This window comes from Lysobacter oculi (assembly GCF_003293695.1).
Classification (GTDB): Bacteria; Pseudomonadota; Gammaproteobacteria; order Xanthomonadales; family Xanthomonadaceae; genus Solilutibacter; species Solilutibacter oculi.
The window spans coordinates 1,071,665-1,092,067 of the sequence record NZ_CP029556.1 but is presented as its reverse complement, the minus strand read 5'-3'; the positions used below and the strand labels follow the sequence as shown (position 1 = coordinate 1,092,067).

Genomic DNA, 20,403 nt, shown 5'->3' with positions numbered 1-20,403 from the left:
CCGTTCCATAATGGCTGCATGGATATGCGTCCCTGTCTGCTCCTGCTCGCCCTGTCCCTCGTGCCCTCGATGTCGCAGGCCGCGACGCCCGGGACCTGCCACCAGGGCCTGGTCTTCGACGACCACGACGGCGATGGCGTGCGCGATGCCGGCGAACCCGGACTGGCCGGCATCCCCATGTCCAACGGCCGCGACATCGTCCGCACCGATGCCCGGGGGCTTTACCGCTTGCCCGAACGCCTCGGCCAACCCGTCTTCGTGGTGAAGCCGGCTGACTTTTCCGTACATCGTCGTGCCGACGGCAGCGCCGATTACTGGCGAAGCGGCCAGCCGGGCGGGCAATGCGCGCCGCTCGGCCTGAAGCGCGAGGCGAAGGCGGATGAAGGCGACCTGCGCGTGCTGGTGTTCGGCGACCCGCAGCCGAAATCGATGGTCGATGTCGGCTACTTCGGGCGTGACATCGTCGAGCCGCTGGTGGGCCACCACGACGCCACGCTCGGCGTGATGCTCGGCGACATCACCCACGACGATCCCGCGCTGTACCCCGCGCTCAAGGCGAGCGCCGCACGCCTGGCCGTGCCGTGGCTGTACGTGCCCGGCAACCACGATGCCGATCTCTCCGGCGCGCACGACGACGCCTCCGCGCTGCACAGCTTCCGCGCCGCTTTCGGGGCCGACACCTTCGCCTGGCAGGAGCCGCAGGCGAGCTTCGTGGTGCTGGACGACGTGGTGTCGAGCTACGACAAGGGCGAGCATCGCTACATCGGCGGTTTCCGCGAGGACCAGTTCGCCTTCCTTGAAACCCTGCTGCCGATGCTGCCGAAGGACCGGCTGCTGGTGGTGTCGATGCACATCCCGCTGTTCGAAACACCGGACCGCGACACCTTCCGCGATGCCGACCGCGAACGGCTGTTCGGTCTGCTGGCCGGCTTCCCGCACGTGCTGGTGCTGTCGGCGCACATGCACACGCAACGCCATGTCTTCCACGGCGCGGACAGTGGCTGGCACGGCGCGACGCCGCTGCATGAGTACAACGTCGGCGCCACCTGCGGCGCGTTCTGGTCGGGGGTGAAGGATGCACGCGGCATCCCCGACACCACGATGGCCGACGGCACGCCCAACGGCCACGCATGGCTGACCGTGCAGCCGGATGGCCGTTACGCGCTGGACTACCGGCCGGCCGCGCCGGCGGCGGACGCCATCGGCCTGCACGCGCCGAAGGTGCTGCGGCGCGGTGCCTATCCCGCGTGGGGTCTTTACGCCAATGTCTGGATGGGGATGGACGACACCCGCGTCGAATACCGGGTCGATGGCGGCGCGTGGAAGCCGATGCGCCGCGTCATCCAGCCCGATCCCGCGCTGCTCGCCGAGAACGCCCGCGACGATATCGCCGATGCCTTGCGCGGCTACGACCGTTCGCCGGAAGCCGTGCCGTCCACGCACCTGTGGCGCGGAGCGCTGCCGACCGATCTCGCCGTCGGCGATCATGTTGTCGAAGTCCGTGCGTTCGACCGCTGGAAGGGCGAAACCACCGCGAAGACCACGTATTCGCTGCAGGACGCGGCGCCCTGAGCATCGCGCTCAGGTGTTGGATGAAGCGATTCGCGTGATCCGCGCGGAGCTTCGGAGCGATCAGGCCGGGTCGATGTCGGCGAAGGATTCGACGCGCGCGTGGCCGTGCGTGGCTCCGGCATCGCGCGGCTCGGGGTAGTCCTCGCGGCGGTCCAGCAGCACGGTGCGCATGCCGGCATCGCGCGCGGCATCCAGCTCGGCGACGATGTCGGACAGGAACACGATGTCGCCCGGTGCGCGGTCGAGCCGGTCGGCGATCAGCCGGTAGCTGTCGGCATCGCGCTTGTGGCCGACTTCGGTATCGAACCAGCCGGAGAACAGCGGCGCCAGGTCACCGGCATCGGTATGCGAGAACAGCAGCTTCTGCGCCGGCACCGAGCCCGACGAATACACGGCGAGCGGGTGGCCGGCCTCATGCCAATGCTGCAGCGCCGGCGCGACATCGGCATAGATCGGCGCCTGGAAATCGCCTTCGTGGTAGCCGGCTTCCCAGATCATGCCCTGCAGCGCCTTGAGCGCCGTGTGCTTGCGGTCCTCGTCGATCCAGCCCTGCAGCGTCTCCGAGATCATCGCGTCATCGCACATCGCGCCGTTTTCGGTGGCCACCTGGTCGAGCAGGGCGCGCACCTCGGGCCGGTCGGCATTCGCGGCGACGAAGGCCGGCAGGCGCTCGCGTGCATAGGGGAACAGCACCTCGCGCACGAAGGAAATGCTGCTGGTGGTGCCTTCGATGTCGGTGAGGACGACCGGCTTCATGCGTCGCGCTCGTAACGCGGGAAGCGCTGGGCGATGTCGCTGCCGGTGAAATCGCCGACCCAGCCGTCCGGATTGGTGAAGAAGCGGAGCGCCACGAATTCCGGCTCGGCGCCCATGTCGAACCAGTGCGTGGTGTTGTCCGGCACCGAGATCAGGTCGCCTTTCTCGCACAGCACTTCGTAGACCTTGTCGCCCACGTGCAGCGAGAACAGGCCGCTGCCATCGACGAAGAAGCGGATCTCGCCTTCCTTGTGCGTGTGTTCCTCCAGGAACTTGGCACGCATCACTTCGCGCTGCGGGTTGTCCGGCGCGATGCTCACCACGTCCACGCTGTTGAAGCCGTTCTCGGCGACGAGGCGGTCGATGTCGGCGCGGTAGGCGTCCATGATCGCCTCGGCTGCGTCGCCGGCCTGCACCGGCTGCGAGGCCTGCCACTGCTCGAACAGCACGCCGATGGCAGACAGCTCGGCGGCGATGGCCGCATGGTCGCGCGATTCGCGCACGACGGTGGTCGGTGCATCGACCTCATAGATGCGCAGGCGGCTCACTTCCCCAACTCCATCATCTTGAGCTCGCAGGCGAGCAGGAATTCGAACGCCTCCAGGTGGCGGCGGGCTTCGGGCATGTCGCGGCCCCAGGCATAGACGCCGTGGCCTTCGATCAGATAGCCCCACATGCACTGGCGATCCAGCGCGTCTTCAACCTTGGCCGCCAGTTCCTGCATGTCCTGGGTGTTGGCGAAGACCGGCACGTCCATCGCGGCATCGTGCGTGGTGTTGCCGGCGAAGGCCTTCTGCAGTTCGTAGTCCTCGAAGCGCACATGGCCCTGCGGCGCGAACAGCCGCGAGGCGACCGTCTGAACCAGCGAGTGCGTGTGCAGTACGCAGCCGATCTCCGGGAAGCGCTTGTAGAGCTGCGTGTGCAACAGGGTTTCGGCGGACGGGCGGAGCTCGGTGGCGACCGGCTGGCCATCGAAGTCCACCACCATGATGTCGGCCTCGGTCAGCCGCGTCTTGTTGCGGCCCGACACGGTGATCGCGGCATGGCGTTCATCCAGCCGCATTGAGAAATTGCTGCTGGTCGCCGGCGTCCACCCGGCATGGCCAAGTTCGCGGATGTTGGTGATCAGTTCGCCGGCCAGGTGGCGCAGCCGTTGTGCGTCGTAGGGGAGGGCATCGTTCATGCGGTGAGTGTAGCGAATCGGGGTGGCCGCTTCCGCAACGCGCGCAAACGAAAACGGCGCGGAAGTCCGCGCCGTTTCGTCAAGCCATCACGGATGGATCAGGCCTGCGGGCCTTCGTGGAACGGCGGTTCCGGATCGATCTTCGGGCCGCCTTCCGGGCCGGTGATGCCACGGGCCAGGTCGCTGTTGCGATAGCCGTACACGGCGTACACGATCAGGCCGATCACCGCCCAGCCGACGAACAGGCCGATGGTGTACAGCGACAGGTTGAAGAACAGCAGCAGGCAGCCGAGGATCGCCAGCGGGCAGACGATCCAGGCCATCGGCGTGCGGAACGGGCGATGACGGCCCGGATCACGCTTGCGCAGGATCAGCACGCCGGCGGCCACTGCCATGAACGCGAACAGCGTGCCGGAGTTGGAGATGTCGGCCAGGATGCCCACCGGGAACATCGCCGCGAACAGTGCCACGAAAATGCCGGTCAGGATGGTCACCACGTGCGGGGTATGGAACTTGGGATGCACGCGGCTCAGGATCTCCGGCAGCAGGCCGTCACGCGACATGGTGAAGAAGATGCGGGTCTGGCCGTAGATCATCATCAGGATGACCGAGGGCAGGGCCAGCGCGGCGGCGGTCCCGATCGCATTGCCCCAGCCCGCGAACCCCATCACCTTCAGCACGTGGGCCAGCGGCTCCTTGCTGCAGACCAGCGCGTCGGGATTGTTGGCGGCGCAGGCGGCGGCCATTTCCGGGGTGCCCGGGTGGATGGCCAAGCCGGCCGCGTCCAGCATCGGCTGCGCACCGATGGCACCCACTGCACCGTAGCTGACCAGCATGTAGAAGATGGTGCAGACCAGCAGCGAACCGATCAGGCCGATCGGGATGTTGCGGTTCGGGTTCTTGGTTTCCTCGGCGGCGGTGGAGACCGCGTCGAAGCCGACGTAGGCGAAGAAGATCGAAGCCGCCGCGCCCAGCACGCCGACGCCGCCCATCGGGCTGCCCCAGCCGGTCGGGAAGAAGGGCTGGAAGTTGACGTCCTTGGCCGCCGGCACCGCGATGAAGATGAAGGCGGTCAGCGCGATCACCTTGATCAGCACCAGCACCGCGTTGACCTTGGCCGACTTGGAGGTGCCGATCACCAGGAGGAAGGTGACGACCAGCGCGATCAGGAAAGCGAGCACGTTGAACGCGCCGCCATCCATCGGACCGGTCCTGAGCGCGCGGGGCAGCTCCATCCCTGCACTGGCGAGCAGGCCGTTCATGTAGCCCGACCAGCCCACCGCCACCGCGCCTGCGGCGACCGCATATTCAAGGACGAGCGCCCAGCCGACCACCCAGGCCAGCGTTTCGCCCATCACCGCATAGGTATAGGTGTAGGCGGAACCGGAGACCGGGACCATCGAGGCGAGTTCGGAATAGGCCAGCGCGGCCAGCGCGCAGACGATGGCCGCGATGACGAAGGCGATCATCATCGCCGGGCCGGCCTTCTGGCCTGCTTCGGCGGTGAGTACGAAGATGCCGGTGCCGATGATGGCGCCGATGCCGAGCATGGTGAGCTGGAACGCGCCGAGCTGGCGCTTCAGTGACTTCTTTTCGGCGGTCTCGAGAATCTTGTCGAGCGGCTTGACGCGTTGGAACAGCATCGTGTTCTCCCCGGGGGCAACATCAGTGGATGGACTGCCCGAATCGACGAGCAGCCGCGAACATAACCGCCTATTGCCTTCCTGCACAAGGCGTTCACGCGCTCCTGGAGTTGCGCATCCGTGTGATGCAATGCAGCATCGACGCATGAACACGCCCTGGCAGATCACCCCGCGACTCGATGAATGGCGGCGCCTGCATCCCGATGAGGATGAAGCCACGACCACCGGATTCGCCACGCTCGCCGACGAAGGCCACATCGCCTATACGCGCGAGCGCGAGGCCGGCCACTTCACCGCGTCGAGCTGGCTGGTGAGCGCGGATGGCCGGCGCACGCTGCTCACCCACCATCGCAAGCTGGGCCGCTGGCTGCAGCTGGGCGGGCATGCGGATGGCGACGAGGACCTGGCGAATGTCGCGCTGAAGGAGGCGGAAGAAGAGTCCGGTTTGACCGACATGCGCGTCGAGCCCGCCATCTTCGACCTGGACCGCCACTGGATTCCCGAGCACAAGGGCGTGCCCGGCCATTGGCATCACGACGTGCGCTTCGTGGTGCAGGCGTGCGGCGACGAGGCGTTCGCGGTCAGCGAGGAATCGCTGGATCTCGCCTGGCGCGACATCGAGGACGTCGCCGCCGATGAATCGATGGACCCGTCGCTGCGCCGGATGGCGCGGCGCTGGCTGGCCCGCGCCGCGCGCTGATCAGTACAGCACGCGGGTGCGCAGGGTGCCTTCGATGGCGGCCAGCGCTTCGCGCAGGCGGACGGCTTCGTCGCGGTCCGAAGCCGCATCGATCACCACATAACCCAGCTCCGGATCGGTGCGCAGGTACTGGCCGTCGATGTTGATGCCGCGCGCGGAAAACACCTCGTTGATCCGCGAGAGCACGCCCGGCACGTTGCGGTGGATGTGCAGGAAACGGTGGCTGCCGTGGTGCTCGGGCAGGGTGACCTCGGGGAAATTGACCGCCGAGAGCGTGCTGCCGTTGTCGCTGTAGCGCACGAGTTTGGCCGCGACTTCCGCGCCGATGTTGTCCTGCGCCTCCAGCGTGCTGCCGCCGATGTGCGGGGTGAGGATGACGTTGTCCATGCCGCACAGCGGTGACACGAAGGCATCGGCATTGCCCTCGGGTTCGGCCGGGAACACGTCCACCGCCGCGCCGCCGATGTGGCCGCGCGACAGGGCTTCGGCCAGCGCATCGATATCCACCACCGTGCCGCGCGAGGCATTGATGAGATGCGCGCCGGGCTTCATGCGCGCGAGTTCGGCGGCACCGATCATCAATTTCGTGGCGGGCGTTTCCGGTACGTGCAGGGTGACGATGTCGCTGCCGGCGAGCAGCGCGTCCAGCCCGCCGGCATGACGTGCGTTGCCGAGCGTGAGCTTGGTTTCGATGTCGTGGTAGATGACGTGCATGCCGAGCGCTTCGGCCATCACCCCGACCTGGGTGCCGATGTGGCCGTAGCCGACGATGCCGAGCGTCTTGCCGCGCACTTCGTGGCTGCCGGCGGCGGACTTGGACCAGCCACCACGGTGGCATTGCGACGACTTCTGCGGGATGCCGCGCATCAGCATGATCGTTTCGGCGATGACCAGTTCGGCCACGCTGCGGGTGTTGGAGTAGGGCGCGTTGAACACCGGGATGCCGGCGCGCTTGGCGGCGGCCAGGTCGATCTGGTTGGTGCCGATGCAGAACGCGCCGATGGTGATCAGCTTGCGGGCGTGGGCCAGCGTGTCGGCATCGAGCCGGGTGCGCGAGCGGATGCCGACGATGTGCGCCTCGCGCAGTTCGGCGACCAGCACGTCGGGCGAGAGCGCCTTGTCGAAGCGGCGGATGTCGCTGTAGCCGGCATCGGCGAAGGACTGGGCGGCGCGGTCGCTGATGCCTTCCAGCAGCAGCACGCGGATGTCGGATTTGGGGAAGGAAGTGGGGGACACGATGCGGGGAAGAGGGCGGCGTTGCACCGCAGCATACTGCGTTAGGCTAGCCCGATGAGCCTGCCGAACCTTGATACCCTGCGCGACGCGCTGCCCGGATTGCGCCTGCTGAGCGATGCCAACGACCTGGCGCATTACGGCCGCGACTGGACCCGGCGCTGGACGCCCGCGCCGTTCGCCATCGCGCTGCCGGCCAGCGTGGATGAAGTGGTCGGCATCGTGCGCTGGGCGCGTGAGGCGCGGGTGGCGCTGGTGCCTTCGGGCGGGCGCACCGGCCTGTCGGGCGGCGCGGTCGCGGCCAATGGCGAACTGGTCGTGAGCCTGGAGCGGATGAACCGCGTCATCGGCTTCGACCCGGTGGATCGCCTGCTGCACGTGCAGGCCGGCATCACCCTGCAGGCGGCGCAGGACGCGGCCCGCGACCACGGCCTGCAGTACCCGGTGGATTTCGCCGCGCGCGGCTCGTGCACGATCGGCGGCAACATCAATACCAATGCCGGCGGCATCCGCGTGCTGCGCTATGGCAACACCCGAGAGTGGATCGCCGGGCTGACCGTGGTGACCGGCGCGGGCGAGGTGCTGCGGCTCAACAACGGGCTGGTCAAGAATTCCAGCGGCTACGACCTGCGCCAGCTTTTCATCGGCAGCGAGGGCACGCTCGGCATCGTGGTCGAGGCGATGCTGTCACTCACCGAGCCGCCGCCACCGACGCAGGTGATGTTGCTTGCGATGCCGGATTTCGATGCCGTGCTCGCCGCCTTCGCGGCCCTGCGTGCGGGCCTGCGGCTGGAGGCCTTCGAATTCTTCACCGCCCGCGCGCTGGCGCATGTCGTCGCGCATGGCGGGCAGCGGCCGTTCGCCGAGGATTACGCCTTCTACGCCGTGGTCGAATACGCCCACGAAGGCGAGGCCGACGAAACCGCCGCACTCGCCCTGTTCGAGCAGGGCATGACCGAAGGTTGGGCGCTGGATGGCGTGATCGCCGGCAGCGAGGCGCAGGCCGCGCAACTGTGGCGGCTGCGCGAAGGCATCACCGAATCGCTCGCCTCGCACACGCCGTACAAGAACGATGTCTCGCTGCGCATCTCCGCGCTGCCGGCCTTCCTGCACGAGGCGGAAGCCTTGCTTGCCGCCGAATATCCGCATTTCGAAGTGGTCTGGTTCGGCCACATCGGCGACGGCAACCTGCACATCAACGTGCTCAAGCCGGCCGATCTCGCCGCCGCTGATTTCGTCCGCGACTGCGAGCGGGTGACGCGCCTGCTGGCCGACCTGCTGGCGAAGCATGGCGGCAGCATCTCCGCCGAACACGGCATCGGGCTGGTCAAGAAGCCCTATCTGCAAGGCACCCGCAGTGCCGAAGAGATCGCGTTGATGCGCGGCATCAGGCAGGTGCTGGACCCGGACGGACTGATGAACCCGGGCAAGCTGATCGACTGATCAGCGCGCGATGTTGGCGAGCTTCGCGTCCAGGCCGCCGCGCACGGCGGGCCACTCGCTGTCGAGGATCGAATAGCAGACGGTATCGCGCAGGCTGCTGTCCTTCTGCCGACGGTGCTGGCGCAACACGCCGTCCTTCTTCGCGCCGAGCCGCTCGATGGCCGCCTGCGAGCGCAGGTTCTGGTGGCTGGTGTGGAAGTAGACCGTGCGCATGTCCATCGCCTCGAAGGCGTGGCCGAGCAGCAGGCGCTTGCAGGCGGTGTTGACGTGGCTGCGCTGCACGCGCGCCGCGTACCAGGTGTAGCCGATGGCGCAGGTCGGCACTTCGCGGTCGATGTCGTAGAAGCGCGTGGTGCCGACGAGGTCGTCATCGGCGAACACGGCGTAGGGCTGCATCGAACCGGCATTGTGACCGGCGAGTGCGCTGGCGATGTAGGTGGAGGCGGCTTCGGCGGCAGGTTCCGGCGCGCTGGTGTAGTGCAGCTTCCAGATCTCGCCATCGGCGCTGGCCCGCGCCAGCGCTTCGGCATGCGACATCGACAACGGTTCCAGCCGCACGCCCCAGCCGGCGAGCGTGGTCACGGCTGTGCCGGCTCGGCGCTGTCCAGCGGGCGTTCAGCCAGCAGCACGCTGCCGATGGTGTCGTCGCCCTGGTACTTGCGGATCAGCGCTTTCCACGCGGCATCGCCGGCGGTGGCGCAGATCATCGCGGTTACCTGCGGGCTGCCTTCGCCGCTGTCGGCCTTGGCTTTCAGATGCCGGCACATGCGCTGCTTGACGATGTATTCGCGGACGTCTTCGGGCAGGGCGGCGGCATCCACCTGCGTATCCGTCGCGTGCTCGCCCGTGCTGGGTGGCGTGGGCGATGTGGTGGGCGATGCGGCGGCGGTCGTCTGCGCAGCCGGTTCCGCGGGCTGCGATGCGCTGGATGCAGACGCTTCGACGTAGGCAGGCGCCACCGGCGTCGCCGGCGCGGTCGGCGGCGACGAGCAACCGGCCGTGAGTAACGCGGCCAGTGCCCAGGCCATCATGCGGTCAGTCCGCGCGGCCACCGAACTCACCGGTCGTGGTGTTGACCCAGACCTTCTCGCCGTTGGTGATGTATTCCGGCACCTGGATCTCGATGCCGGTGTTGAGCGTGGCCGGCTTCGGGCGCTTGGTCGCGGTGCCGCCCTTGAGCTCCGGCGGGGTGTCCACGACTTCCAGCACCACCGAGGTCGGCAGCTGCAGCGCCACCGGCAGGTCATCGATGATCTGCACGTAGCAGCCGGACAGGCCATCGGTGATGTAGCCGGCACCCTCGCCGATGTTGGAAGCGTCGAGCGTGTACTGGCTGTAGTCCTCGTCATCCATGAAGACGAAGGCATCGCCATCCTTGTACGAGAACGTGGCCTGGCGGCGCAGCAGCTCGACTTCGGTCAGGTTGTCGTCGCCGTCGAAGCTGGCGTCCAGCTTGTTGCCGCCCGGCACCGAATACATGGTGAAGCGGTAGCGCACGTTGCCGCCGCGCCCCTGCGGGCTGCTGCGTTCGATGTCGCGGACCTGGTACACACCGCCGTTGTGTTCGACGACGTTGCCCTTCTTGATGTCGTAAGCCTTCATGCGTGATTGCCGATGTTGAGTGAGCGGAAGATGCGTTCGTTGATCCACCAGGTGGTGGCGGCCCAGAGCAGGCCGCCGACCGCGCTCAACAGCGCGGTGATGGCCAGCATCAATGGCAGGCGCGGATGATCCAGGCCAAGGCGCCCGGCGGACAGCGCGCCCATCACCACGAACATGATGCCGCCCCAGAGCAGCAGTCCCTTGACCAGCAGGAAATGGGTGAGGCCGCGGGCGCGGATCGCCGGCCAGCGTTCGCGCAGCCAGCGTTCGGTGCGCTCGCGGCTGCCGATCAGGCTCATTTCGGCGCCAACCGGGTCGCGCCATCCAGGCGGATGGTTTCGCCGTTCAGATAGGTGTTGCCGAGGATGTAAGCGACCAGGTCGGCGAACTCCTCCGGCTGGCCCAGGCGCGAGGGGAAGGGGATGGATGCTGACAGCGACTTCTGCACGTCGTCGGGCATGCCATCGACCATCGGGGTCCAGAAGATGCCCGGCGCGATGGTCATGACGCGGATGCCGAAGCGCCCCAGTTCGCGAGCCATCGGCAGGGTCATGCCGACCACGCCGCCCTTCGATGCCGAATACGCCGCCTGGCCGATCTGGCCTTCGTAGGCGGCGACCGACGCGGTGTTGACGATGACGCCGCGTTCGCCTTCCGCATTCGCCTCGTTGTGCTGCATCAGGTCGGCGGCGGCCTTGGCCACGTTGAAGCTGCCGACCAGGTTGACCATCACCGTGGTCTGGAACTGCGACAGCGCCATCGGGCCGTTCTTGCCCAGCACGCGGCCGGCGCCAAGGATGCCGGCGCAGTTGATGCAGGCATTCAGGCCGCCGAGGAACTCCTTGGCCGCGGCGACATTGGCGCTGACGCCGGCTTCGTCGCTGACATCGGTCTTGAGGAAGGTGGCGTTGCCGGCGCCCAGTTCGGCGACCGCCGCCGCGCCCTTCTCGTCATTGACGTCGAACAGGGCGACCTTGCCGCCGTGCGCGGCCAGATGCTTGGCCACGGCGAAACCGAGGCCGGAAACGCCGCCGGTGACGATGGCGCGGGTGTCTTTCAGCTGCATGGGGAGTCTCGCCGGGGAAAGCGGCGATTTTACCCGGAGCGCCGGGCCGGCCGCCTACAGCGTGCGCAGGTAGAAGATGTTGCAGCCGCCGTGGCCGGTGTCGCCCATCGGTGCGTCGATCCGCTGGAAGCCGCTGCGTTCGTACAGGCGCATCGCCGCGTCCATGCCGGTCAGGGTTTCGAGGTAGCACTGGCGGAAGCCGGCGTCGCGGGCGGCCTTCAGGCAGCGCGCCATCATCGCGGCCCCGGCGCCGAGCCCGCGTGCCCCGGGCAGGAAGTACATCTTGCGCAGCTCGCAGGTATCGGCATCACCACCCGCCAGTGGCGCGATGCCGCCGCCGCCCAGCACCTGGCCGGCATGTTCGATCACGAAGTAGGCGTGGCGGGGCGCGGCATACGCCTTCGACATCCAGTCCACTTCCGGGTCGTTGATGGCGAAGCCGCAGCCGCTGGCGCCGAACTCCGGCATCACGCTGCGGATGATGGCGGCCATCGCCGCGTCGTCGGCGGCGGTGATCGGGCGGAGCATCCAGGTGTCGGGCGTGTCAGGCATGCAGGGCGAGCGCGGGCGGCGCGATCAGGAGCTTGGCGAATTCATCGGCCACCAGTGCCTTGGCGAACAGGAAGCCCTGGCCGACGGGCACCCCGAGCTCCATCAGGAAGCGGCGCTGCGCCTCGGTTTCCACGCCTTCGGCCACCAGCCCCAGCCCCAGGCTGCGGGCGATGCCGGCCACGGCCTGGCAGACCGCGACATCCGAACCGTTGCCGGGCACGCCCTGCAGGAACAGCTGCGAGAGCTTGAGTCCGTGGATCGGCAGCCGGCGCAGATAGTTGAGCGCGCTGTAGCCTTCGCCGAAATCGTCGATGGACAGCGCCACGCCCAGTTCGCGCAGCTGGGCGAAGGTGCGCAGGGTTTCCGGCTCGTCTTCGATCAGCACCCGCTCGGTGAATTCCAGTTCCAGCGCGGAGCCGGGAATCCCGGCCGCCTGCAGCGCGGATTCGACGGTGCCGGCCAGGTCATCGGCCAGGAACTGCCGGTAGGACACGTTCACCGCCATCCGCACGGTGTGGTGGCCCTGGTCGCGCCAGCGCCGCACCTGCATGCAGGCTTCGTGCAGCGCCCATGCGCCGAGGCGGATGATCTCGCCGCTGTTCTCGGCATGGCTGATGAACACATCCGGCTTCATTGGCCCCAGGTGCGGGTTGTGCCAGCGCATCAGCGCTTCGGCACCCACCACCAGGCCGGTGCGCAGGTCGACCTGCGGCTGGTAGAGCAGCGCCATCTCGTTGTTGTCGAGCGCGGTACGCATGTGCAGGTCCACCTGCAGGCGGTCGTGCTGGCGGCGGGCCAGGTCTTCGCTGTAGCTCTGCCAGCCGTTGTAGGCGCGGCGCTTGCTGTCGTACATCGCGGCGTCGGCGTTCTGGATCAGCTCGGTGGCGCTGGTGCCGTCGCGCGGGGATTCGGCGATGCCGATGCTGGCGCTGATCGAAAACTCTTCCTGGTCGATGCGGAACGGCCGCGCGATCGCACCCAGGATCGCCTCGGCGGTGTGGATGTGGCTGTCGGAAGCGGCCAGCCGGCACAGCACCAGGAATTCATCGCCGCCCAGCCGCGCGCACAGCACATCGCCGCCGGCCGCGCCGCGCAGCCGTTCGGCCACCGCGCACAGCAGGCGGTCGCCGACGTTGTGGCCGAGCACGTCATTGATGACCTTGAAGCGGTCCAGGTCGATGTACAGCACCGCCAGGCGCGGCGCGTTGCCGGCCAGGTAGGCGTCGAGCTCGTCGAGGATGGCGTCGCGGTTGAGCAGGCCGGTGAGCGGGTCGGTGCGTGCCTGCCGCCGCAGGTTGTTCTCTACAAGCTTGCGTTCGCTGATGTCGGACAGCGTGCCGGTCAGCCGGTTGATCGAGGGGTCCTTGCGGTCCACCTCGCCCTGCAGGTGGACCCAGCACTCGCTGTTGTCCTCGCGCGCGGGGCGCAGGTCGAGCGAGAAGGGATGCCCGCTGTCGTAGGCCTGCTCGATCGCCTCGGCCAGGCGCGCCGCGTCGCCGGGCACGAAGCAGGCGCAGAAAGCGGCGAGCGAGGCCGGCGCGTCATCGCAGCCGAGGATGCTCCGTGCCCCGCGGGTCAGGTAGATGCGCGAGTCCGCGCGGTTGTATTCCCAGGCGCCGATGGTCGCCAGCGCCTGCACGCGCTCGAACATCGCGCTGTCGCGCTTGAGTTCGGTGATGTCGCTGAAGAGCGAGAGGATCTCGTCGGGCTGGCCCGAGCACGGGTGGAACTTGGGGATGGCGGTCACCGACAGCCAGCGGAATTCGTCGGATTCGTAGCGGAACAGGCCGATCACCTGGCTTTCCACCACCTTGCCGGTGCGCATCGCGACCATCGCCGGCACGTCCATGCGCGCCATCGGCACGCCGTTCTCGTCCACCGCCAGCCAGCGCTCGGAGTGGAAGGCGGCATCCGGCGACTGGCCGGGTTCCAGCCCCAGGATGCGCATCGCCGCGCCGTTCACGTGCAGCACGTGGCCTTCGGCATCCTGCACTACGATGCCCTTGTCCACCGACTCGATCAGGTCCGCGTAGCGGCGCTCGATGTCGGCGCGGCTGGACAGGTCGCGGGCCACGGCGACGATGCGGCGCGCACCCTCGAATTCGATCGCCACCGAATGCACTTCGACCGGGAAGCGGGTGCCGTCGGCGTGCATGTTGGTGACGGTGACCATGTAGCTCTCGCCGCGGTCCAGCGCGTCGTGCACCGGCATCATGTGGTCGCGCGGCAGGTCGGGGTTGATGACCTCGATGGGCTGGCCGACCAGGCTCTCGCGGCTGCGCCCGAAGATCCGCACCGCGGCGGCGTTGACGTCGAGCAGTGTGCCGTCCCAGTCGATGATGCTGACCGGGTCGGGTACGGCGTCGAACAGGGTGCGGTAGCGCTGCTCGGCGGCGATGCGGGCGGATTCGCTGCCTGCCCACGCGGTGGTCACGGCTTCGATCAGTGCGCGGGCATCGGCATCCAGCGCGGGCGACGCGGCCAGTACGGCCAGCCGTTGCCGGAGCTCCTGTTCCGGAACCTCCTCGGCATCGGTGGCGTGGCCGTCCTTCATGGGTTCAGTGCGCGTCCTGCCTTGCTGCCGGTTTCACGGCCCAGCCGGGACGCCAACCATACGCCCGTTTCGACTAGTTTTGTGAAGTCGATTCCGGTTTCAATCCCCATGCCGTGCAGCATGTAGACCACGTCCTCGCTGGCCACGTTGCCGCTCGCGCCCTTGGCATAGGGGCAGCCGCCGGTGCCGGCCACGGCCGCATCCACCACCGCCACGCCTTCCTCCAGGCAGGCCAGGATGTTGGCCAGCGCCTGGCCCCAGGTGTCATGGAAGTGGATGGCCAGCGCGTCCATCGGGACCTCGCCGGCGACCGCGCGCAGCATGGCCCGGGCCTTGGCCGGGGTGCCGATGCCGATGGTGTCGCCCAGCGAGACCTCGTAGCAGCCCATCTCGTGCAGGGCGCGGGCCACGCGTGCCACATCGGACAACGGCACCTCGCCCTGGTAGGGACAGCCGAGCACGGTGGAGACATAGCCGCGCACCTTGACGCCATCGGCCTGCGCGGCGGCCATCACCGGCGCGAAGCGTTCCAGTGATTCGTCGATGGAGGCGTTGATGTTCTTGCGGTTGAAGGCTTCCGACGCGGCGGTGAACACCGCGATCTCGGCCACGCCGACGCCGCGCGCGCGCTCGTAGCCCTGCAGGTTGGGCACCAGCACCGGATAGGCGATGCCGGGGCGCTTGTCGATGCCGGCATAGACCTCGGCAGCGTCGGCCATCTGCGGCACCCATTTCGGGCTGACGAAGCTGGTGGCCTCGATGGTGCGGAGCCCCGTGGCCGACAGCCGGTTGACCAGCTCGATCTTGTCGGCGGTGGAGACGTGGGTCTTCTCGTTCTGCAGGCCGTCGCGCGGGCCGACCTCGACGATGCGGACGAAGGAGGGAAGCGCCATCTCAATGCTCCAGCGTGACCAGGGTGGCATCGGCTTCGACGAAGTCGCCTTCGCCGGCCTGCACGTCGGCGACGATGCCGTCGCGCGGGGCTTTGAGTGCCAGTTCCATCTTCATCGCCTCCATCACCAGCAGCACGTCGCCGGACTTCACCGCATCGCCCGCGCGTGCCTTCACCAGCACCACGCGGCCGGGCATCGGCGCCTTGACGCGGTCGCCGCTGGCGGCACCCGCCTCATCATCCAGCCTGTGCAATGGCGTGCGAAGGAAGCGGTGGCGGCGTTCGCCATCGTGCAGGGTCACGGCATCGCCATCGATACCCGCCAACAGGCGCCGCGCGCTGCCGTTGATGCGGCCGCTGAGCGTGTCGCCGCCCAGCCTAAGGCCTTCCAGATAGGTCAGCGTCTCGCCTTCGCGCACGATGTAATCGCCGCGCTGGCCGGACAGCGAGAGATGCACGTCGGCCTCGCCATGCTGCAGGCGCAGCGGCATGTTGCCGGGGCCATCCAGCCGCCAGCCGTCGCGCAGGCCCCAGGGAGAAGCCGCATCGGTCTGCTGCTCGGCACGCAGGCGCACCACGGCGGCGGCGATGGCGCGCAGCACCGGCGCGGCATCCGCATCGCCTTCGACCGCTCCGACGAATTCGTCCAGATGACGATCGAGATAGCCGGTGTCGATGCGGCCTTCGACCACCGCCGGGTGTCGCGCCAGCCGTTCGAGGAAGGCGATGTTCGACTTCGGGCCTTCGATCTCGCACGCCGCCAGCGCCTCGCGCAGTTTGGCCAACGCGCGCGCGCGGTCCACGCCAAACACGATCAGCTTGGCGATCATCGGGTCGTAGAAGATGGTCACGGTGTCGCCTTCGACCACGCCGGAGTCGATGCGCACGTCCGGCATGAATTCCGGCAGGCGCAGGCGGGTGAACGTGCCGGAACCGGGCAGGAAGCCGGCATCCGGGTCCTCCGCGTACAAGCGCACCTCGATGGCGTGGCCGCTGGAATAGATGGTTTCCTGCGCGCGCGGCAGCGGCTCACCGGCGGCGACGCGCAACTGCCATTCGACGAGATCCAGCCCGGCGACCAGTTCGGTGACCGGGTGTTCCACCTGCAGGCGCGTGTTGATTTCCATGAAATAGAACTGGCCGTCCTGCCCGACGATGAACTCGACGGTGCCGGCGTTCTGGTAGTCGATGGCGCGGCCGGCCTGCACCGCCGCCTCGCCCATCGCCGCGCGCAGTCCGGGGGTGAGGAAGGGCGAGGGCGATTCCTCCAGCACCTTCTGGTAGCGGCGCTGGGCGGAACACTCGCGCTCGTTGAGGTGGATCACCTCGCCCTGCGCATCGCCGAAGATCTGGATCTCGATGTGGCGCGGCTGTTCGATGTAGCGCTCCAGCAGCACGCGGTCACGGCCGAAAGCGTTGGCCGCCTCGCGCTGGCAGCTTTCGAGATTCGGCGCGAATTCCGCGCTCGACCGCACGATGCGCATGCCCTTGCCGCCGCCGCCGTGCGCGGCCTTGATCATCAGCGGATAGCCGATGCGGTCGGCTTCGCGCTGCAGCAGGTCGGGCGATTGGTCTTCCCCCGTGTAGCCCGGCACCACCGGCACGCCGGCGGCATCCATCAGTTCCTTCGCGCCCGCCTTGCTGCCCATCTTGCGCATCGATGCCGCCTTCGGCCCGATGAAGACGATGCCGGCGGCTTCCACCGCGTCGGCGAAATCCGCGTTCTCGGAGAGGAAGCCATAGCCGGGGTGGATCGCCTGCGCGCCGGATTGCTTCGCGACATCCAGGATCACATCGCCACGCAGATAGCTGTCCTGCGGACGCGGGCCACCGATCAGGTAGGCTTCGTCGGCCTGGCGCACGTGTTGCGCGCCGGCATCGGCCTCCGAATACACCGCGACCGTGCGGATGCCCATGCGGCGGGCGGTGCGGATGACGCGGCAGGCGATTTCGCCACGGTTGGCGATCAGGATCTTGTCGAACATCAGGCGGACATCCAGTTCGGTTTGCGCTTGTCTAGGAAGGCGGTCAGCCCTTCCTGGCCTTCCGGCGAGACACGCAGGCGGGCGATCAGGGCGGCGTTGTCGGCGTCGTGCCTGGCGCCGTCGGCATGGGCGGCGACATCGCGCACCAGCTGCTTGGCGCGGGCGGAAGCGAGCGGGCCGGCCTTCAGCAGCAGGTCCAGCTGGCGGTCCACGGCGGCGTCCAGCGCGTCCATCGCCACCACCTGGTGCAGCAGGCCGATGCGCAGCGCCTCGGCGGCGTCGAAGATCTCGGCGGTGGCGAAGTATCGCCGCGCCTGACGCACGCCGATGGCATTGATGACGTAGGGCGAGATCACCGCCGGCAGCAGGCCGAGCTTGGCTTCGGTCAGGCCGAATTTCGCCTCGGCCGCGCCGATGGCGATGTCGCAGCAGGCGACCAGCCCGACGCCGCCGCCGAACGCCGCGCCCTGCACCCGCGCGATGGTCGGCTTCGGCAGTTCGTCGAGCGTGCGCATCAGGCGGGCGAGGGCGAGCGAGTCGTCGCGGTTCTCCGCTTCGCTCATCTTCGCCATGCCGCGCATCCAGTTGAGGTCGGCGCCGGCGGAGAACGAAGCGCCTTCGCCTTCCAGCACCACCGCGCGCACCGAAGCGTCCTCCCCCAATCCCTGCAGGGCCTCGGTCATCGCCGCGATCAGGCTGTCGTCGAAGGCGTTGTGGACCTCGGGCCGCCGCATCCGCAGCCGGGCCACGGCCCCTTCGCGCAGAACTTCCAGCATCGCGTCCATGAACGTGTTCCGGGGAAAACGCCATGATAAAGGCGGCACGGGCGCCGTTCGGTATAAAATGAGAACGATTCCTATCTGGAGCCGGGCGTGCGCCTTGCCGATCTTCCCCTGCATGCACCCGCCGTTGTCGTTGCCGTGCATGCCAATGGCGATGCCGATGCCATCGCGCGCCGTCTTGGTGAACTCGGTTTCGTGCCGGGCGAGCCGGTCGAAGTGCGCGCCGCCGGCCCGCTTGGCCGCGAGCCGCTGATGGTGCAGGTGGGCTACACGCGCTTCGCGCTCCGCCGCAGCGAAGCCGCCCGCATCGAAGTGCAGCGCGAAGCCCTGGACGCCGCCGCATGACCGATACCGCATTGCCGCGCGTCGCGCTGATCGGCAACCCCAACAGCGGCAAGACCGCGCTGTTCAACCTGCTGACCGGCAGCCGCCAGAAAGTGGCGAACTACGCCGGCGTGACCGTGGAGCGCAAGGAAGGCCGGATGCTCGGCGCGTCCGGTCGCGGCTACGCGCTGCTCGACCTGCCGGGCGCCTACAGCCTGACCCCGGCCAGCCTTGAAGAAGCGATCGCGCGCGACGTCTGCCGCGGCTTCTATCCCGGCGAGCCCGCGCCCGACCTGCTGGTCTGCGTGGTCGATGCCACCAACCTGCGCCTGCATCTGCGCTTCGTGCTGGAACTGAAATCGCTCGGCCGGCCGATGATCGTCGCGCTCAACCAGATGGACGCGGCGGCCAAGCGCGGGATCGATGTCGATGTGGCCGCGCTGTCGCGCGAACTCGGCCTGCCGGTGGTGGAAACCATCGCCGTGCGTGGCGATGGCGCGAAGGCACTGATCGCGCAGGTCGATGCGTTGTTCGCCGGTGACCGGCTGGCGCACGCGCCGGAGCCCACGCCGGCCACCGACCTGCACGCCGAGGCGCGCCGCCTGATCGACGCCACGGTGTCGATGCCGCGCCGTACCGCGCAGATCGACGACGCGCTGGATCGCTGGCTGCTGCATCCGGTGTTCGGCCTGGTCACGCTCGCCGTGGTGATGTTCCTGATGTTCCAGGCGGTCTATGCCTGGGCCACGCCGCTGATGGACGGCATCGAGGCCGGCACCGCGTGGCTCGGCGAGGCGGTTGGTGGCGCGATGGCCGACGGCCCGCTCCGCAGCCTGATGGTGGACGGCATCATCGCCGGCCTGGGCGGGGTGATCGTGTTCCTGCCGCAGATCCTCATCCTCTTCCTCTTCATCCTCACGCTGGAGGAATCCGGCTACCTGCCGCGCGCCGCCTTCCTGCTCGACCGCACCATGTCGATGGCGGGACTGTCGGGCCGCAGCTTCATCCCGCTGCTGTCATCGTTTGCCTGCGCGGTGCCCGGGATCATGGCGACCCGCAGCATCCAGGACCCGCGCGACCGCCTCGCCACCATCCTCGTCGCGCCGCTGATGACCTGCTCGGCGCGGCTGCCGGTGTACGCGTTGCTGATCGGCGCCTTCATCCCGCAACAGAAAATCCTTGGCGGGCTGGAACTGCAGGGGCTGGTGCTGTTCGGGCTGTACATGGCCGGCATCGCCAGTGCGCTGCTGGTGAGCTGGGTGATGAAGCGCTGGCGCCGCGACAAGGGCGAACACCCCTTGCTGCTGGAACTGCCGTCCTACCGCCTGCCCCATTGGCGCGACCTGCTGATCGGCCTGTGGGAGCGCGCGATGATCTTCCTCAAGCGCGTCGGCGGCATCATTTTGGCGATGACCGTGCTGCTGTGGTTCCTGCTCACGTTCCCGGGCGCACCGGCCGACGCCACCATGCCGGCCATCGACTACAGCTTCGCCGGCCGCATCGGCCACGCGATGACCGCGTTCTTCGCGCCGCTCGGTTTCAACTGGCAGATCTGCATCGCGCTGATCCCCGGCATGGCCGCCCGCGAAGTGGTGGTGTCATCGCTGGCCACCGTGTATGCGGTCGCCGCCGCCAGCGACGAAGCTTCCGCGCAGGCGCTGTCGCCGCTGATCGCCGACGGCTGGTCGCTGGCCACCGCGCTCTCGCTGCTGGTCTGGTTCATCTACGCGCCGCAATGCCTGTCCACGCTGGCGACCATCAAGCGCGAGACCGGCAGCTGGAAGCAGACCGCGTTCGCCACCGTCTACCTGTTCGCGCTGGCCTATGCGGCCTCGTTCGTCACCTACCAGGTGGCGAAGGCGATGGGCGCGGGGTGATGGCGATGCCGCTCGCTCTGCAGTACGCGGTGATCGGCGTGGCGGTGCTGCTGGCGGCGGCGTTCGTGTGGCGCACGCGCTTTCCCGGCTCGTGGCGACGCACGCGCATCGCGCTCGCCCTCCCGCTGCTGCGCGAAGGGCGGCCGCTGTGGATGCGGAAATTCGGACGCTTCATCGCGCCGGCATCGGCGCTCGCTTCGGGCGAGTGCGGGGGATGTGGCGGCTGCGGGTGAGCGTCA

Annotated in this window: 21 protein-coding genes; 6 read left to right on the top strand and 15 right to left on the bottom strand. The window is 68.2% G+C overall.

What is annotated here, in order from left to right; translation table 11 throughout:
• Positions 1-24 precede the first annotated feature (24 nt).
• Complete coding sequence (locus tag DCD74_RS05255) at positions 25-1,572, top strand: calcineurin-like phosphoesterase C-terminal domain-containing protein (protein WP_407072224.1); 1,548 nt, start codon at positions 25-27, stop codon at positions 1,570-1,572.
• A 60-nt stretch (positions 1,573-1,632) separates the two neighbouring features.
• Here DCD74_RS05255 and mtnC read toward each other — a convergent pair whose 3' ends face one another.
• From mtnC to DCD74_RS05235, 4 genes are all read right to left on the bottom strand, one after another.
• The gene (gene mtnC / locus DCD74_RS05250; RefSeq protein WP_112926396.1) at positions 1,633-2,328 is read right to left on the bottom strand and encodes an acireductone synthase; all 696 of its coding nucleotides are present in this window, start codon (positions 2,326-2,328) and stop codon (positions 1,633-1,635) included.
• A complete protein-coding gene (locus tag DCD74_RS05245) occupies positions 2,325-2,876 on the bottom strand; it encodes a 1,2-dihydroxy-3-keto-5-methylthiopentene dioxygenase (protein WP_112926395.1) in 552 nt (183 codons plus the stop codon). The genes mtnC and DCD74_RS05245 overlap by 4 nt, the downstream gene beginning before the upstream one ends.
• Positions 2,873-3,511 (bottom strand): methylthioribulose 1-phosphate dehydratase, encoded by a 639-nt coding sequence (locus DCD74_RS05240; protein WP_112926394.1) that lies wholly within the window; start codon positions 3,509-3,511, stop codon positions 2,873-2,875. Before DCD74_RS05240 ends, DCD74_RS05245 begins: the two co-directional genes overlap by 4 nt.
• 98 nt (positions 3,512-3,609) lie before the next feature.
• Positions 3,610-5,154, bottom strand: a complete 1,545-nt coding sequence (locus DCD74_RS05235) for an amino acid permease (RefSeq protein ID WP_112926393.1) — start codon at positions 5,152-5,154, stop codon at positions 3,610-3,612.
• A gap of 145 nt (positions 5,155-5,299) precedes the next feature.
• Between DCD74_RS05235 and DCD74_RS05230 the strand changes: the two genes are divergently transcribed.
• A complete protein-coding gene (locus DCD74_RS05230; protein WP_237049660.1) occupies positions 5,300-5,854 on the top strand; it encodes an NUDIX hydrolase in 555 nt (184 codons plus the stop codon).
• Here the strand turns inward: DCD74_RS05230 and serA are convergent, their stop codons facing one another.
• Positions 5,855-7,090, bottom strand: coding sequence for a phosphoglycerate dehydrogenase (gene serA / locus DCD74_RS05225; RefSeq protein ID WP_112926391.1), 1,236 nt, complete (start codon positions 7,088-7,090; stop codon positions 5,855-5,857). It lies immediately after the preceding gene.
• Between the two features lie 54 nt (positions 7,091-7,144).
• On the opposite strand from serA, the gene DCD74_RS05220 reads away from it, so the two are divergent.
• Positions 7,145-8,530, top strand: a complete 1,386-nt coding sequence (locus DCD74_RS05220) for an FAD-binding oxidoreductase (RefSeq protein WP_112926390.1) — start codon at positions 7,145-7,147, stop codon at positions 8,528-8,530.
• Here DCD74_RS05220 and DCD74_RS05215 read toward each other — a convergent pair whose 3' ends face one another.
• Genes DCD74_RS05215 through DCD74_RS05170 form a run of 10 tightly spaced genes read right to left on the bottom strand, consistent with a single transcriptional unit; the run spans position 8,531 to position 17,966 of the window.
• The gene (locus tag DCD74_RS05215) at positions 8,531-9,112 is read right to left on the bottom strand and encodes a GNAT family N-acetyltransferase (RefSeq protein ID WP_237049659.1); all 582 of its coding nucleotides are present in this window, start codon (positions 9,110-9,112) and stop codon (positions 8,531-8,533) included. It abuts the gene before it with no gap.
• Positions 9,109-9,561, bottom strand: coding sequence for a hypothetical protein (locus DCD74_RS05210; protein WP_162615912.1), 453 nt, complete (start codon positions 9,559-9,561; stop codon positions 9,109-9,111). Before DCD74_RS05210 ends, DCD74_RS05215 begins: the two co-directional genes overlap by 4 nt.
• A 4-nt stretch (positions 9,562-9,565) precedes the next feature.
• Positions 9,566-10,132: an elongation factor P-like protein YeiP gene (yeiP, locus tag DCD74_RS05205; protein WP_112926388.1), complete on the bottom strand. Its 567-nt coding sequence runs from the start codon at positions 10,130-10,132 to the stop codon at positions 9,566-9,568.
• Positions 10,129-10,431 carry a hypothetical protein gene (locus tag DCD74_RS05200; protein WP_112926387.1) on the bottom strand — a complete coding sequence of 101 codons (303 nt, stop codon included), beginning with the start codon at positions 10,429-10,431 and terminating at the stop codon, positions 10,129-10,131. Before DCD74_RS05200 ends, yeiP begins: the two co-directional genes overlap by 4 nt.
• Positions 10,428-11,198 carry an SDR family NAD(P)-dependent oxidoreductase gene (locus tag DCD74_RS05195; protein WP_112926386.1) on the bottom strand — a complete coding sequence of 257 codons (771 nt, stop codon included), beginning with the start codon at positions 11,196-11,198 and terminating at the stop codon, positions 10,428-10,430. Before DCD74_RS05195 ends, DCD74_RS05200 begins: the two co-directional genes overlap by 4 nt.
• 54 nt (positions 11,199-11,252) lie before the next feature.
• A complete protein-coding gene (locus tag DCD74_RS05190; protein ID WP_112926385.1) occupies positions 11,253-11,750 on the bottom strand; it encodes a GNAT family N-acetyltransferase in 498 nt (165 codons plus the stop codon).
• Entirely contained in the window at positions 11,743-14,304 is a 2,562-nt protein-coding gene (locus tag DCD74_RS05185) for a sensor domain-containing protein (RefSeq protein WP_112926384.1), read from the bottom strand. The genes DCD74_RS05190 and DCD74_RS05185 overlap by 8 nt, the downstream gene beginning before the upstream one ends.
• Positions 14,301-15,197 (bottom strand): hydroxymethylglutaryl-CoA lyase, encoded by an 897-nt coding sequence (locus DCD74_RS05180; RefSeq protein WP_112926383.1) that lies wholly within the window; start codon positions 15,195-15,197, stop codon positions 14,301-14,303. Before DCD74_RS05180 ends, DCD74_RS05185 begins: the two co-directional genes overlap by 4 nt.
• 1 nt (position 15,198) lies before the next feature.
• Entirely contained in the window at positions 15,199-17,181 is a 1,983-nt protein-coding gene (locus tag DCD74_RS05175) for an acetyl/propionyl/methylcrotonyl-CoA carboxylase subunit alpha (RefSeq protein ID WP_112926382.1), read from the bottom strand.
• Positions 17,181-17,966, bottom strand: a complete 786-nt coding sequence (locus tag DCD74_RS05170) for an enoyl-CoA hydratase/isomerase family protein (RefSeq protein WP_112926381.1) — start codon at positions 17,964-17,966, stop codon at positions 17,181-17,183. The genes DCD74_RS05175 and DCD74_RS05170 overlap by 1 nt, the downstream gene beginning before the upstream one ends.
• Positions 17,967-18,053: 87 nt before the next feature.
• Here DCD74_RS05170 and DCD74_RS05165 point away from each other — a divergent pair, with 87 nt between their 5' ends.
• From DCD74_RS05165 to DCD74_RS05155, 3 genes are read left to right on the top strand one after another with little or no spacing between them, the layout of a single operon-like run.
• Positions 18,054-18,308, top strand: coding sequence for a FeoA family protein (locus DCD74_RS05165; protein ID WP_112926380.1), 255 nt, complete (start codon positions 18,054-18,056; stop codon positions 18,306-18,308).
• Complete coding sequence (gene feoB / locus DCD74_RS05160; RefSeq protein WP_112926379.1) at positions 18,305-20,164, top strand: ferrous iron transport protein B; 1,860 nt, start codon at positions 18,305-18,307, stop codon at positions 20,162-20,164. Before DCD74_RS05165 ends, feoB begins: the two co-directional genes overlap by 4 nt.
• Positions 20,165-20,169: 5 nt before the next feature.
• Positions 20,170-20,397 carry a DUF6587 family protein gene (locus tag DCD74_RS05155; RefSeq protein ID WP_112927673.1) on the top strand — a complete coding sequence of 76 codons (228 nt, stop codon included), beginning with the start codon at positions 20,170-20,172 and terminating at the stop codon, positions 20,395-20,397.
• Positions 20,398-20,403: the final 6 nt, after the last annotated feature.